Source organism: Nocardia sp. NPDC049220 (assembly GCF_040647855.1).
Lineage (GTDB): Bacteria > Actinomycetota > Actinomycetes > Mycobacteriales > Mycobacteriaceae > Nocardia.
Genome location: NZ_JBEZDA010000001.1, coordinates 1,432,278 through 1,446,051, shown reverse-complemented (window position 1 = coordinate 1,446,051; position 13,774 = coordinate 1,432,278). Strand labels below are relative to the sequence as shown.

The following is a 13,774-nucleotide window of genomic DNA, read 5'->3' as shown; positions in this document are numbered from 1 at the left end:
TTCCCACCGCTTCGGCCGAACACGGCAGCGACACATCGTCCGACGGCGCGGTCCGGAACCGCCGCAGCCTCACGCGCAAGGACTCGAGCGCTTACCCCGCCACACCACCGACGTGCCGCCTGTTGCGCGTGTCAACCAACCGGCGGCAATGCATCAGCAAGGTGGCCAGTCATTGTTACGCGACGCTACTCTTGCCAGACCAGTTGACGGAACTCGCTGGGAAGTTGGGACATGGCGTGATCGAAGGTGTTGCCGATATTCGCGTCCCGCAGCACGGTGAGAACCGCGGACACACCGCGGGAGGTCTCAGCGGCGTTGAGGCCGGTCCGCCCACTGATTCGGCGCAAGAACTCATCGAGCCCGAATTTGTCCACTGTGCGTCGAGATGGGGACAGCGACTCGTCCAGCGGAGCGGGCAACCGCAGCCGCAATTCGCGGATCTCGCCACGACTGAGCCGGTCGGCGACGGTGAGCAGCACAGCCCGGGTCAAATCCGCGGCCTCCTCCCGCGAGAGGTTGGCACGGTTCGCCACGGTTCGGAAAATCTCCTCGGCTTCCAACGGATCAACCTCCTCGATGCCGACAACATCGATAATGCCGATTTTCGGCCTTCACGTGAGGCACTACCCAGGCTCAGCGGAACTGAACATCAACCGAGACCGATCGAGCGCCAGGTTCAAGGTGTCCATCGCAACAACGTCGCTCGCCTCTTCCTCGATCTTCGGGTAACCGTCGGCTTCGATGAGCCGGACGGCATCCGCAATCTCCAAAAATTCCGCGCTGGGCAGGCCGAGTTGGACCGGCCGTACAGCGTCTACCGCCTCAGCAGGTCAGCCATAGGCGGACTACAGGTCGACCGATACGGCCGCCTCCGTCGTCTGCCCGCGCGTCCAGAGCTGTTCGGGGCGGACGGTGAGCAGGTCGGCTACCGCGCAGATCACGGCCGGGCGTTTGTCGACGTGGTCGAGGTCTGGGGTGATGACCAGCACGCTGGGCTGCGGCCGACCTTTCGCGGCCGCGGCGGCACGCAGGGTGTCGATGGCATCCAGCAGTCGCCCGAGTGGGCGGTCCATCCGTGGCCCGATCACGATGGTGCGCACCAAGTGCACGTCGTGTTTGCGGGCCAGGGAGCGAATGCGCTGCTCGGCGTGACGCTGCCGGATGGGTTCGGCGTGGGCGAGCATGTAGCCGACCGCGACTCTGCGGTTCACGGCGCGCGCCGACCGGATGCACCGGTGCGAGCGGCGCACCAGCCGACAACGCCCCCGAGTAAGACGCCGAGAGCGAACACGAGCAGTAGGTCCAGCATGGCCATTACGCTCCTTCCGTCGACGGGCGGCGACCCATGCCGGGCTGTCACCAGATATGCACGCGTGCGCCGCCGTGGACGGACGCCGTGCCTGGCGGCAACCGGCCGGAGCTGCCTGGAGGACCGTACGAGGCATAGCCCGCGAGGGACCAGTCGAGTGCGTGAAAGTGCGCGAACTGATGACATCGGCGCCGGTCGAAGTCACCATGAGGCCGTATCCATGCACACCACGCGCTACTAGGAGCATTTATCATGCAGGTTCGATTTCTCGGCGGTCCGTCCGGCGGTCAAGGCTCGCCGCGGCTGTACGCCACCGACCGCGACACCTTCGCCGTCCAAGGCTGGAAGACCGAACACCCGGAGCAGGTCGAGATCCCGCACCGCCTGCTCGCCCATACCGAGCCCGGCACGGCCGTGGCCGGGCTCGTCGATACCGGCCGCGGAACGTTCCTGCTGACCGGGATCCCGGTCGTCGACACCGAAGCCCTAGCGGTGATGAAGATTCCCGGACACGAGGCCGCCGTGGAGGTGCCGATCGCGCGGGAGGTGACACCGGATGATCCAGATCCCGCCCGGTGAGCGATTCGACGAGCTACTCGATCTAGCCGAGCACACCGCCTTCCACTTGGAGACGGCCGACAACTACCGTGCCGACACCGAAACCGACTCCCTGACTGCGTGGCGCGTCGACGAAGCCCGTGACCCAGGCGGGGACTGGTTCGGCCCGTGGACGAGGCAGGTCCAGCGCATGACCGAACGCGGAGTCGCGGTCACCCGGGCACGGATCGTGACTATCCCGCACAGCACCTACACCCGCTATTTGCTCGCCCTCACCCGCCACAACATCGCCGCCGGTGAAGAGGTCCGCTACCTGCCCCGCAACCAAGCCGACCCGGAAGACGCTGTCGCCGAGGACTTCTGGCTGCTCGACGAGCACACCCTCGCCTACAGCCTCTTCGACGACCGCGGCCGCTGGACTGGCGCGGCCGCCACCGTCGACCCGCGCCAACTCCGCGCAGCGGCCGAGGTCCGCGACCGCGTATGGTCGGCTGCGATCCCATATCAGGACTATCTCTTCGGCAGGTCCCCATGACCGCGAACGGAGTCGACCGTGCGCGCCTAGCCCTTGGCGCCCGACTGCGTGAATTGCGCCGCACCGCGGGCCTGGACGGCCGTGAATTCTCCGCCGCCGCAGGCTGGCACTGGTCGAAAACCAGCCGGGTGGAACTCGGCAAGCAACGCCCGAGCCGTGACGACCTCGCCATGTGGTGCCGGTTGTGCGACGCCGAACTTGCGCTGCCCGACCTTCTGGCGGCCCTGCAGAACGTCGAAGCCCAATGGCAGGAATGGCGGCGGGTCACCGCGGGCGGGCACGCCCGCAGGCAACGTCGCGGCATCGAACTCGAAAGCCGCGCCCGATCGCTGCGCACCTACAGCACGATCCTGATCCCCGGCCTGCTTCAAACCGAGCCCTACGCCCGCGCCGTCCTGACCCAATGCATTCGTTTTCTCGGCACCCGCGACGACCTCGACGATGCCGTCACCGCGCGCCTGCACCGCCAGCGCATTCTGCACCGTGGCGACCACCGCCTCGTGCAGCTGATCGACCAGGCTGCCCTGCACACCCGCGTCGGCGGCCGAGCCGTCGTGGCCGGCCAACTCCAGCACCTGCTGGATATCGGGTTCGGTAATCCACGCCTGCTGCTCGGTGTAGTCCCCCTCGGCGCCGGATTCGTCTACACCACCACCTCGTTCGATCTGCTCGATCGCCGCACCGCCCTCGTCGAGACCCTCAGCGCCGAACTCACCATCACCACCCCGTCGGAACTCGCTCTCTACGAGAAAGCCTGGGCGGGACTCTACGAACAAGCTGTCTTCGGCGAGCATGCTCGCGCGCTCATCACCGCCGCTCAACACCACAGTTCAGGACCGGCGAGTTATAGCGACACAACGTGCAATTGAGGGCACTGTGACCACTTCGTACGCGAAAACATGCACGGCAGCATGCTGGTCGAGATACGGACCGACCCGCCCTGAGTCCGCGCGGTGGTCGGAATCGCTAGCTTTCCCGGCCGGTGAGTCGTTGCCGGATGTCGTGGACCGCACGGAGTTGAGTGCGGGCATCGCCGTGATTGCGCTCGATCTCGCTCAACAAACTCAGCAGTTCGTCGAGGTCTTCGCGCTTGACCCGCCCTGGACCCGGTGGAGCGCCGAATTCGACGCGCAGCACGTGGGCGATCGCGTCTGCGTTCTCCACTGGAACGACGGCGACCGGGGTTTCAGTGCTCGCGCCCCCGGTGAACGCCTGCTTCACGAAGAGCCTGAGTTCCCCCAACGACAGCGTTTCGCCTGGATGAGGCAGCGCAAGATCCAAACGCGAAGTCATGCCGTCAGGGTAGAGCTCCGCCCCGTGATCGGCGGGGGTGCCACGCGGACCGACACGTGGTAGCCAACGGAGTGCCGCGGACTCAGTCCGCCAAACGCGCGGGAAACCCGCCGGTGGCGACGGGACCCCAGCGGTCGATGTGTATGCGGATCAAAGACTTGTCTTGGCGCTTCATCGCGTCCCGATATTCGGACCAATCCGGGTGCTCACCGGAGATGCATCGGTAGTAGTCGACCAATCCTTCCAGTGCCGCAGGCATATCGATAACCTCGGCATGTCCATCGACCTGCACATAGGGACCATTCCAGTCGTCGGACAGCACACAGATCGACACCCGATCACGGCGGCGAATGTTGCGCGTCTTCGCGCGGTCCGGGTAGGTAGAGACCACTATCCGGCCGCCGGAGTCTACACCACAGGTCACCGGAGAAAGCTGCGGATCACCGGAAGTCCGGATCGTGGACAACAGACCGTGGTGGCGCGGACGCAGAAATTCCAGGAGTTCGGGCAGTTCCACACGGCGTGTGGTGGCGGTCGTCGGCATGGTCCATTCCTATCTGTATCGGTCTGTCCAGAGTCCTCAGGTGCGGTCGGGCCCGGGTCGACACGGACGGGAACCGGTCCGGTTCCGAAGTAGGTGAGTGCACACCGTCGGCGATTCGGAACTGATCAGGCACGTTTCCGATCGGCGGCCGTGTGCCGACTCCTGTGCTCCGCGCTACGGCCACGACGTCCGGACCCTGACAGCAGGCTAGACCACGGACCGGAGCGATGCGAACGGTGTCGATCCTGCCGTTCTGGTCGACGATGTGGCAGCCGGAGGGTTGCGCAGCGTTAGCATGGAGACATGCGCTCCTTGTGGCCGCGGTTGTCGTACGAGCAGTGGCACCGGACCTGTGACACGATGCACGCACACACTCAGGTGCTAGGCAAGCTGGCGACCGAACTGGCTCCGGCCGAGCCGCAGTTACAACACGCGGCGCTACATCTGACAGCGCGCGGCTGGGAGACCGCCGCGCTACCCGCACCGGACGGATCGGGGTCATTGACGGTGCGCCTCGATTTGCGGACACACGAAGCCGTGGTGGAACACAGTACCGGCGAGACCCGCCGAATCGCGTTGACTCCGAACCGATCTGTCGGCGCGGTGACACGGGATGTGCTGGCCGCGGTGTGCGCGCTCGGCGGCCCGGTGACGATCAATCCCACACCTCAGGAAGTGTCGTGGACCGTACCGCTCGATGAGGACGATGAACACGCCACTTACGACCCGGAGCAGGTTGCCGACTATTTCGCGGCGGCCACCCAAGCCGCGCAGGTGTTGGCCGAATACCGTGCGCCGTTCCGTGGTCGTTCCACCCCGGTCAACGCATGGTGGGGTTCGTTCGATCTCGCGGTCAGCCTGTTCTCCGGGGAGGCTGCCGCGCCGCCCTCGACGGACTTCATCATGCGCAACGCCATGGACGCCCAAGAGGTCGCTGTCGGTTGGTGGCCCGGCGACGAAAACTATGGCAAAGCATCGTTCTACGCCTACGCCTACCCAGCGCCCGACGGCTTCGACGCACTCCCCCTCTCGCCTCCCGCCGCGCATTGGGACACCACCTTGGGCGAGTTCATCCTCGACTGGGACGACATCCGATCCAGTGCCGATCCGCACGCGTTGGCGCTGGAGTTCGCGCGCTCGGCGTTCCAGGGCTCCTGCCGGATCGGCAAGTGGGACAGCATGCTGGCCGAGAGCGCTGAAGGACATCCGCCACCGGTGCATTGATCCTTTTGTCGGTCTGCTGGGATCGACTCCACGATCGCGACCGTTCGGCAAGTGTATGGATAACAGTGATTTGCAGGTTCGGCGGAATCTCCACTGTCAGCGTCCGAAGACCGGCGCGAGCTCGGCTCGTTGCGGCAGTGGCTGTGTCAGACGGGAAATACGACTCCGGTCAGTTGCTCCGATACCGCCCACAGACGTCGCTGGATGGTTGTGTCATGGGATTGCGCGCTGGATTCGACCAGCCTCGGGCGACCTCTGCTCTCGAACAATCTATCCGGGCCATAGTACTGACCGCCGAGCACTCGAGGATCGGTGGCCGCGCGCAGAGTCGGCAGCGCACCCATCGCGGGGCTCTGCGTAAACAGCGGTGCTACGACAGGCACGAGTGCACGCAAAGGGCTCGGCAGGTTTCGCATCAGATCGGTGTTTGCGGCGCCCGGGTGCGCAGCGACCGAAATCGTAGTTCCCTGGCCGGACAGCCTGCGTTGCAGTTCATAGGTGAACATCAGGTTCGCGAGTTTGGATCGGCTATAGGCGGCCACTCGGCTGTACGACTGTTCCGCATGAAGGTCATCGAAGTCGATTCGGGACAGGAAACGATGGCCAATGCTGCTCACCGTGACCACTCGAGAGCCCGGTACCGGGAGCATCTTGTCGAGCAGCAGCCCGGTCAGCGCGAAATGGCCGAGGTGGTTGGTGCCGAACTGCAGCTCGAACCCATCCCGAGTTCGCTGTTTCGGGGTGTGCATCACGCCGGCGTTATTGATCAGCAGATCGACGGTGGGGTGCGTGGACCGAAGTTCTTCCGCCGCGTCGCGTACTGAAGCCAGCGAGGCGAGATCGAGGCGCTGAACCGAGATTTCCGCGCCCGCAACCGCCTCGGCGACACGGCGGGCGGCGAGTCCGCCCTTGTGCACATCCCGCACTGCCAACACTATGGACGCACCCTGGCTGGCGAGCGCCCGGGCAATCTCGAAGCCGAGACCACTGTTGGCGCCGGTGATGACGGCAAGACGGCCGTGTTGTTCAGGCATGTGACTACCCGCCCACCGCTGCTCCATATTTACTCCAATTCTTCCTTGCGGCAATGACTGGGCAAGGACCTTGGGCGATCTGCGCGAGCAGCCTAGTAGGTGTTTGTCGACCACCGACGTGGCGTCGCGTCCCATCGTGGTCGTCCCTGACTCGTGTCAGTAGGTCGTCACGGCATTGCGCAAGTAGGTCTCCAGTTCAGCGCCCGATAGGTCGCCAGGCATGACCTCGCGCGTGAAGAATTGGCGAAGCGCCTACTCACCGAGGGATCGAAGACCAAATGACGACGCTCAGCCTTATCCTGAACCCCATCGTGTCGTGCCGTCCGGGATGCCCGGCGGCCGTCCGCAATGCCCCGTAAGCGTATCGATATCGGCCTCGAGCGTTACGGCGTACGGGTAATCTGCGGTCCGTACGCAACCAGGGTGGACCGACCACGACGACGTCGGGACGGTGTGCCGATCACAGCGGCTGCGCGGATCACTCCTTACTCAACGCGGTCACCAAACTACTCGAAATCTGCTACAGCACAGGGTGATTGATCGACTTCGACGGCACCCACCGATCCCGCCTCGTGCGGCTGCGTCGAGACCGACTACCGCCGCGGGGCTGTGCTGCGGCTCGGCGTGCCGGTCACGCGGTCAAGCATTTCCGGTGCGGCTCGCTGAAAAGGGCGGGGTCGTGCGCTGGCATCCGATCTCGTCGACGATCATGACGCGCTTGGTCGAGCACGCCGGGCAACGCGGTGGAGACGGCGCATCCGCTCGCAGATGGCCACCATCGGCCGCTGATGCCGCGGCTACCAGGGAAGACCGGGCAACGAACGAGGTATCGTTAGCTCTATGAACACTCAAATGTTGCAAATCCGCTGCGATTTGTGTGTTGTGATGATGTGACCAACACTTCCGGAGACGCGTATCCCCTCGCGGACACGATGACCACCACAGTCGCGGCGCACGATGCCGCGACAGTGCTGACGGTGGCCGGCGAGGTCGATCTGGCGACTGCACCGGCGCTGGAGAACGCGATCGAGGCCATCCTCAGCGGTAAGCCCGCGGCCCTGATCATCGACCTCACCGCGGTCAGTTTCCTCGCCTCGGCGGGCATGGCGACGCTGGTCGCGGCCCACCAGCGCGCAGGTACCGCGACCTCGATCGCGGTCGTCGCCGACGGCCCCGCGACCAGCCGCCAGCTGAAGATGACCAGCCTGGATCAGGTGTTCGCGTTACATTCCACCCTGGACGCCGCCCTCGCGGCGTTCCGGTCGAGCTGACCGGCGCCGCTGCCGCTGTCGGATCCCTCGACAACGGCAGCGGCCGGCTCACACCAGCTCACGCAACCGTTCGATCAGCCTGATCCGCTCGGCGGGTGTCGCCGCCATAGGGACAACGTTCAAAACGGTGACACCCGCCTCCTTGAAGGCCGCGACCCGTTCTTTGACGTAGCCCGCGGACCCGACCAGGGAGATGTCGCGCACCAGGTCGTCCGGCACGACCTTGGCAGCCTCCTCCTTTTGGCCGGCGAGATACAGCTCCTGGATCCGGTCGGCCTCCGCGCCGTAGCCGTACTTCGTCGCCAAGGTGTGGTAGAAGTTCTTGCCTTTGGCACCCATTCCGCCGATATACAGCGCGAGATGCGGCTTCACGAACTGCAACAGCGGTTCGACGTCCTCGCCGATGGCCAGCGCCGGGCCGGCGTACACGTCCAGTTCGCCGAGCGTGGGATCACGTTGGGCGAAGCCCGCCGCGAGCGCGTCGCCCCAGACCTGCTCGGCCCGCTCCGGCAGAAAAAAGATCGGCTGCCAGCCCTCGGCGATTTCCGCGGCCAGCGCCACATTCTTCGGACCGAGCGCGGCCAGCAACACCGGAATGCGTTCCCGCACCGGGTGATTGATCAGCTTCAGCGGCTTGCCGAGTCCGGTGCCCTGCCCTGCGGGTAGCGGAATCTGGTAGTGCTTGCCCTGGTATTCCAGGCGCTCGCGCCGCCACACCTTTCGGCAGATCTCGACCAATTCCCTGGTGCGACCGATCGGCGCGTCGTAGGGCACGCCGTGAAAGCCTTCGATCACCTGCGGGCCCGACGCGCCGAGACCGAGCACAAACCGCCCCTCGGAGACGAAGTCCAAGCCTGCCGCGGTCATCGCGGTCAGACTCGGAGTCCGGGTGTAGATCTGCAAGATGCCCGAGGCCAGCTGGACGCGCGTGGTCTTGGCCGCGAGGTAGCCGAGCGCGCTCACCGCGTCGAACGAGTACGCCTCGGGCACGAACACGATGTCCAGACCGGCCCGCTCGAGGTCCGCGACTTCGGCCGCGGCCTCCTGGAAACCGCCCGAGTAATTGATGCCCAATCCGATCCTCATAGCACTCAACATAACGACGGTGCCGCGTGGGCCGCCACCGGCCACACGGGAACGCGGGTGGACTGGTCGCCACCGGAACCATCGGCACAACCGAGTAGCGTTTATCCCGAATCCTCCTCGCCGTAGAACGAAAGGCAACATCCTCGTGTCGCAGACCAGCACGTCGTCCACGGAAACTGCGTCGTCCTTCGGCGAGGCCACCCTCGCGCAGTACCTGACCGACCTGGCCGCCAAGCTCCCCGCCCCCGGCGGCGGCGCGGTGGCGGCGCTGCACGCCGCGCAGGCGGCCGCACTGGTGGCGATGGTCGCGCGCTACACGACCCGCGCGAAGGACGCCGATAATCGCCCGGTAGTCGACCGGATCATCGCCGCCGCCGACGCCGCGCGTGGGCGCGCGCTCGCGTTGGCGGATGCCGACGCTGCCGCATTTACCGCCGTCGGCGCCGCCTATCAGCTGCCGAAGGACACCCCGGAGCGTCTTGCCGCCCGCACCGCCGCGATCAACGCCGCGCTGGTCGAAGCCGCGCGTGTGCCCGCCGCGGTTGTCGACGAAGCCGACGAGGTGCTGTCGCTGGCCACGGAGTTGTTTCCGATCGGGAACCCGAATGTGGTAACCGATATAGGCGCTGCCGCGGATGCCTGCCGGGCCGCCGCGGCCAGTTCGCAGCTCAACATCGAGATCAATGTGGCGTCGCTTCCCCCGGGCGAGAGCGACGGCTTCGCCGCCGTCCTGGTACGCGTCGACGAACTCACCGCACGCGCGGACGCACTGCATGCCGATGTCGTGCACGCGGTGCGTAAGTAGCGCAGGCATCCGGAACCCGCACCGACGCCCGGATAACGCCTGAGACTGTTGCCTCCCGTCGGGTTCGGACGGGCGGATTTTCAGATTTTCACGGGATGAGCGTGACCTTGCCGCGCACCCGGCCGGATTCTTCGAGCTGGTGCGCCGTCGCGATCGCGGCCAGGGGCAACACCTGGTCGATCGTGACGCGTAAATCCCCATGCTCGACCATGGTGGTGATTCCCGCAGCGACACCCCGAACGGTTCGACATAGAAGCGCTCGTAGCGCGGATCCGCCTCGGCGTCCGAACCCTGAGTGTCGATCAGTCTGCCCTAGGGACGTAGCGGCGCTGCCGTACGGGAACCGTATGCGCCGCCGATCAGATCGAGCACGATGCCCACGTCGCGGAGTACAGTGCCGAAATCGACTGTGGTGTAATCGCTCAGCTCGGCAGCGCCCAGCTCACGCAGATAGTCGGACCGCGCGTGCCGTTGCGATCACAGCCGCTACCGCCATATCGCTCATAGGGCTCGTCCGCCGTGCGCGGACACTGACTTTGGGATCCGGGCACTCGAGCCACGATGACCGCGCTGGCAGCGGAGTGCGAACGTGACGGTGGCCGCATCGCCGCGCACATCACCTGGCCCGAGACCACCGTTTCTGGCTACGGCAGGCCCGCCGCATCGCCGCCACCACCGACCGGCGGGTCTTGACCGGACCGCCTCCCGCCGCGCAGCACGCCCTCCGCGACGGGTCGGAAACGCCTGGCGCGCCGGCGTGCGATCTTTCCTCGTTCGCCACGGACACATGCCCATGCTCGCAGTCCCGCGCATCGTGACATCGGCGGACACGCCCATCGGCCGGAGGCGAGTTCACATCGGGCGGCTGCCAGAAGTCTGGGCGGGAGTAGCAGTGCGCGGGGTTCGGGCGGCCCGCTAGGGGTGGGGATTTCCTGGATGTGGGCCGCGGCCCTGTTCGGCGGCGAGGGCGTCGTTGCTCGCCCGTAACGCGGCATTGGTGTCTTCGAGGTCGAGGATGCGCGCGATCCCAGTCAGATTGACCCCTTGCCCGGCCAGGGCGGTGATGCGGGCCAGGCGCGCGAGATCGTCGCCGCTGTAGCGGCGGGTACCTCCGCTGCTGCGGATCGGGCTGATCAGTCCGTGCTGCTCGTAGAGGCGCAGGGTTTGCACACCGACGCCGGCAAGCTCTGCGGCCACCGAGATCGCATACACCGCGTGCCCGGCCAGCGGCAGATGGCCCTGTTCGTGTCCTGGCATCTGCCCTGTCTCCCGTTTCTCGCTCATGGTCACCTGCCTGAAGATTACCTCTTGGAACTACTTGCACTCACGTGGGTTGAGTGCTAAATATTATCTCTGTCAGATGACAGAGGTTATCTGAATTTCCTTCGATCGAGAATGGAGTGAGTTGGAGGTGGCGACCATGCTGATGCGTACCGATCCCTTCCGTGACCTGGATCGCCTGACGCAACAGGTTTTCGGCACACCCGCGCGACCGGCCGTCATGCCGATGGACGCGTGGCGCGAAGGGGATGAGTTCTTCGTCGAATTCGATCTGCCCGGCATCGACCCGGACTCTCTGGACCTCGACGTCGAACGCAATGTCGTGACCGTGAAAGCCGCACGCCCGCAACTGGATCAGAGTCGGTCGATGATCGCCGCCGAACGTACCCGCGGCGTGTTCTCCCGCCAGCTGTTCCTGGGAGAGAACCTCGACACCGACGCCATCCGCGCTGACTACCGCGACGGCGTGCTGCGTTTGGTCGTGCCGGTCGCGGAGAAGGCCAAGCCGCGCAAGATCGAGGTCACCCGCACCGAATCCGCCGACCGACAAGCCATCAACGCCTGAATCCCGGAGACAACACGAAGGGCCTCGCCGTAGCGGGGCCCTTCGTGGTTTATGTGCCTGGTAACCGCCAGTCCGGCGATGCGCAGGACGGTCTCTGGTATGCCGCACGTTGTCGGACGTGGGTGCGTATCTGTCAAGAATCGGGCAAGTAGCGTGCTAGGCAGATACCAGCAGCAAACCGCAAAGTCCTTCGCACTGATCGTTTGGGTGCCAATCAACTCCCCTCTCGAAGCACGACGAGATCGAGCGCCCACGCATCGACTTGCCAGTCGGCCCAGCATCTCCAGTGCCACCGCAACACCCGCTGCGCACGTTCGTCTGGTTCCGCATCGGTCCACTCCGCAGTGAACGGCTGCACCGCCGGATCATGCACTCCCACCGCGGCCAACCCAGCAAGCCTGCCCAGGTCCTCCGCACTGGGCAGACACAGTTCCAGACGCGGTGTCCGCACCCGCAATCCGGCCAAGGGCCAGTACTTCATCAGGCTGATGCCCGCCATCATGGCCGCCGGGCGGCATTTGTGGCCACGGGGTTTCGCCAGCGGACCCCGTCTCGGAAACCGGACGCGATCACGAGCGGCGATCAGGGGAATACAGACCGGTTGAATACGGGTCGTTACCAGTCGCAGCCTCTGAGTTGCTGCCGGACCCGAGTGCGCTGCTCGAACAGGGGACCAGCTACTACGCCGACAACCTTGTCAAGGTATCGACGGCAGCGATCCCGTCCATGCCCCAGGCGGACACATCGTCACCCGACCCGCGATCTGTCGCCAAAGTCCCGTGGGGGTGGCCCGGTGCGTGTTTCGGTCATGTTCATCCCTCCGTTTCAGCCAGGTTCGGCGCGCTGGTCGAGGGTGCGCTGCAGGTCGGTGTTGAGGCGTTGCGCCTCGGCGAGCTGGTCTTCCAGGATGACGATGCGGCAAGCCGCCTCGAGGGCGTTACCGGCATCGACGAGCTCACGCACGCGCCCGGCGATACGCAACTGGTAACGCGAGTAGCGGCGATGCCCACCCGCTGAACGTTGCGGGGTCAAAAGTTCGGCGGCGTCGAGGCCACGCAGAAACGATTGGGTGACACCAAGTATCTCCGCGGCCCGGCCCATGCTGTAGGCGGGGTAGTCGTCGTCATCGAGTTTGTCGGCGGCACTGGGACCGTCGGCGGGGTTCAGGTTCGCTTGCTGCACAGCACCTCTCGGATTCAACGCCGCCAGGCCCCGGCGCATGCGCGCCGGGGCCTGGGATCTACGAAGGGGATTGATATCAACTCTGTTCACCGGCCGCGTGAGCCGATGCCCTACACCGCGCCCGACACTTCCCGGGACGCGGAACTGGTAAATGACTACTCAGTGAGCACCACCTCCTGGATTGTCGGTCCTATCCGCGTTACTTCTCAGTCTTGCGTCTTCGCCCCCTTCCAGCAGTCCGGCCGACTGCACCGGATGTTCTTCTCCGCCGGAAGGGGACGGTGGAACCTCATGTTCCGGGCAGTTCACCTACCCGGCCACTGGACTTATCAATTCAACGACAGTGACTATATACCAGCCCTCGCAAGATGTCTACATCCGACACAACAGATTTTCGTCTGCCGGTGTCGTGGTTATTTCCTGTGGGGTAGACAGTTTCAGATCGTTCCGACCGGGGTAGATCTGGTGCACTCGAGCAGCGACGCAGGAGGTGTGATGGTCATGACGACACCGATGTTGGATGATCTGCACTCTGACGGAGACCGCAGCGTTGCCATGGATCTCGATCTCGACCTGATCGCGCCTGCGCGGGCGCGGGCGTTGGTGCGCGAGTTGTTGACACCACTGCCGGGGGTGGTGGTCGCAGATGCGATCCAGGTGTTCGACGAGCTGGTCAGCAACGCCCGCCGCCACGGACTGGCTCCGTGCCGATGCCGGATATCACTGCGTGCACACCGAGCGCGGCTACGCATCGAAGTCGACGACACCGGCCCCGACGACCCCCACCTCCGCATCCCTGATCACACCGGCGGGCGCGGCATGATCCTGATCGACCGGCTCGCCACGGCCTGGGCATGCACCCGCCACCACGGGCACAAGACTGTGTGGGCTGAGGTTGCCCTCGACCGGTCCCGGCATCCGGCGTGACCGGTGGCCGGATCAGCGACTCGGGGTTCCGATAGGGGCCTGAGTGAGGAACATCTTCGAGAAATTCGGCGCTCAGGGTTGAAAAGACCGAAGGATCGTCTCGGGCGGGCGCCCGCAACGCTCCCCGCCCCCCGCTTCAAATGCAATCCGATGGCTGTGT

At 65.4% G+C, this 13,774-nt stretch carries 18 protein-coding genes; 8 read left to right on the top strand and 10 right to left on the bottom strand.

From position 1 onward, the window contains the following. Positions 1-185: 185 nt before the first annotated feature. Both AB0C34_RS06445 and AB0C34_RS06440 read right to left on the bottom strand, forming a co-directional pair. Positions 186-560 carry a DUF2267 domain-containing protein gene (locus AB0C34_RS06445; RefSeq protein WP_357068024.1) on the bottom strand — a complete coding sequence of 125 codons (375 nt, stop codon included), beginning with the start codon at positions 558-560 and terminating at the stop codon, positions 186-188. Between the two features lie 285 nt (positions 561-845). Further along, a complete protein-coding gene (locus AB0C34_RS06440; RefSeq protein ID WP_357068022.1) occupies positions 846-1,211 on the bottom strand; it encodes a hypothetical protein in 366 nt (121 codons plus the stop codon). A gap of 350 nt (positions 1,212-1,561) precedes the next feature. On the opposite strand from AB0C34_RS06440, the gene AB0C34_RS06435 reads away from it, so the two are divergent. The 3 genes from AB0C34_RS06435 to AB0C34_RS06425 are packed head-to-tail and all read left to right on the top strand — an operon-like array spanning position 1,562 to position 3,271. Then, positions 1,562-1,888 (top strand): hypothetical protein, encoded by a 327-nt coding sequence (locus AB0C34_RS06435; protein ID WP_357068020.1) that lies wholly within the window; start codon positions 1,562-1,564, stop codon positions 1,886-1,888. After that, positions 1,866-2,402 carry a DUF6879 family protein gene (locus tag AB0C34_RS06430; protein WP_357068018.1) on the top strand — a complete coding sequence of 179 codons (537 nt, stop codon included), beginning with the start codon at positions 1,866-1,868 and terminating at the stop codon, positions 2,400-2,402. The genes AB0C34_RS06435 and AB0C34_RS06430 overlap by 23 nt, the downstream gene beginning before the upstream one ends. Then, positions 2,399-3,271: a helix-turn-helix transcriptional regulator gene (locus tag AB0C34_RS06425; RefSeq protein WP_357068016.1), complete on the top strand. Its 873-nt coding sequence runs from the start codon at positions 2,399-2,401 to the stop codon at positions 3,269-3,271. The genes AB0C34_RS06430 and AB0C34_RS06425 overlap by 4 nt, the downstream gene beginning before the upstream one ends. Before the next feature lie 97 nt (positions 3,272-3,368). Here AB0C34_RS06425 and AB0C34_RS06420 read toward each other — a convergent pair whose 3' ends face one another. Both AB0C34_RS06420 and AB0C34_RS06415 read right to left on the bottom strand, forming a co-directional pair. Beyond that, entirely contained in the window at positions 3,369-3,695 is a 327-nt protein-coding gene (locus tag AB0C34_RS06420; protein WP_357068014.1) for a hypothetical protein, read from the bottom strand. A gap of 82 nt (positions 3,696-3,777) precedes the next feature. Then, a complete protein-coding gene (locus tag AB0C34_RS06415) occupies positions 3,778-4,239 on the bottom strand; it encodes a PPOX class F420-dependent oxidoreductase (RefSeq protein WP_357068012.1) in 462 nt (153 codons plus the stop codon). 303 nt (positions 4,240-4,542) lie between these two features. On the opposite strand from AB0C34_RS06415, the gene AB0C34_RS06410 reads away from it, so the two are divergent. Then, positions 4,543-5,463 (top strand): DUF5996 family protein, encoded by a 921-nt coding sequence (locus AB0C34_RS06410; RefSeq protein WP_357068010.1) that lies wholly within the window; start codon positions 4,543-4,545, stop codon positions 5,461-5,463. Between the two features lie 146 nt (positions 5,464-5,609). Here AB0C34_RS06410 and AB0C34_RS06405 read toward each other — a convergent pair whose 3' ends face one another. Further along, positions 5,610-6,524 (bottom strand): SDR family NAD(P)-dependent oxidoreductase, encoded by a 915-nt coding sequence (locus tag AB0C34_RS06405; protein ID WP_357068008.1) that lies wholly within the window; start codon positions 6,522-6,524, stop codon positions 5,610-5,612. A gap of 905 nt (positions 6,525-7,429) precedes the next feature. On the opposite strand from AB0C34_RS06405, the gene AB0C34_RS06400 reads away from it, so the two are divergent. Then, positions 7,430-7,768: an STAS domain-containing protein gene (locus AB0C34_RS06400; protein WP_357068542.1), complete on the top strand. Its 339-nt coding sequence runs from the start codon at positions 7,430-7,432 to the stop codon at positions 7,766-7,768. Positions 7,769-7,816: 48 nt separating this feature from the next. On the opposite strand, the gene AB0C34_RS06395 is transcribed toward AB0C34_RS06400, so the two are convergent. Beyond that, positions 7,817-8,854, bottom strand: a complete 1,038-nt coding sequence (locus AB0C34_RS06395) for an LLM class F420-dependent oxidoreductase (RefSeq protein WP_357068006.1) — start codon at positions 8,852-8,854, stop codon at positions 7,817-7,819. 145 nt (positions 8,855-8,999) lie between these two features. On the opposite strand from AB0C34_RS06395, the gene AB0C34_RS06390 reads away from it, so the two are divergent. Further along, positions 9,000-9,659, top strand: a complete 660-nt coding sequence (locus AB0C34_RS06390; protein ID WP_357068004.1) for a cyclodeaminase/cyclohydrolase family protein — start codon at positions 9,000-9,002, stop codon at positions 9,657-9,659. A gap of 88 nt (positions 9,660-9,747) precedes the next feature. Here AB0C34_RS06390 and AB0C34_RS06385 read toward each other — a convergent pair whose 3' ends face one another. Both AB0C34_RS06385 and AB0C34_RS06380 read right to left on the bottom strand, forming a co-directional pair. After that, positions 9,748-9,870 carry a zinc-binding dehydrogenase gene (locus AB0C34_RS06385; protein WP_357068002.1) on the bottom strand — a complete coding sequence of 41 codons (123 nt, stop codon included), beginning with the start codon at positions 9,868-9,870 and terminating at the stop codon, positions 9,748-9,750. A gap of 704 nt (positions 9,871-10,574) precedes the next feature. Then, positions 10,575-10,916, bottom strand: coding sequence for a MerR family transcriptional regulator (locus AB0C34_RS06380; RefSeq protein ID WP_357068540.1), 342 nt, complete (start codon positions 10,914-10,916; stop codon positions 10,575-10,577). Between the two features lie 163 nt (positions 10,917-11,079). Between AB0C34_RS06380 and AB0C34_RS06375 the strand changes: the two genes are divergently transcribed. Then, positions 11,080-11,505: an HSP20 family small heat-shock protein gene (locus tag AB0C34_RS06375; protein WP_357068000.1), complete on the top strand. Its 426-nt coding sequence runs from the start codon at positions 11,080-11,082 to the stop codon at positions 11,503-11,505. A gap of 214 nt (positions 11,506-11,719) precedes the next feature. Here the strand turns inward: AB0C34_RS06375 and AB0C34_RS06370 are convergent, their stop codons facing one another. Together AB0C34_RS06370 and AB0C34_RS06365 are read right to left on the bottom strand one after the other, a co-directional pair. After that, on the bottom strand, positions 11,720-11,986 hold the full coding sequence (locus AB0C34_RS06370; RefSeq protein WP_357067998.1) for a hypothetical protein: 267 nt from the start codon (positions 11,984-11,986) through the stop codon (positions 11,720-11,722). Between the two features lie 344 nt (positions 11,987-12,330). Further along, a complete protein-coding gene (locus AB0C34_RS06365; protein ID WP_357067996.1) occupies positions 12,331-12,687 on the bottom strand; it encodes a MerR family transcriptional regulator in 357 nt (118 codons plus the stop codon). A 501-nt stretch (positions 12,688-13,188) separates the two neighbouring features. Here AB0C34_RS06365 and AB0C34_RS06360 point away from each other — a divergent pair. Continuing rightward, positions 13,189-13,614 (top strand): ATP-binding protein, encoded by a 426-nt coding sequence (locus AB0C34_RS06360; protein WP_357067994.1) that lies wholly within the window; start codon positions 13,189-13,191, stop codon positions 13,612-13,614. Positions 13,615-13,774: the final 160 nt, after the last annotated feature.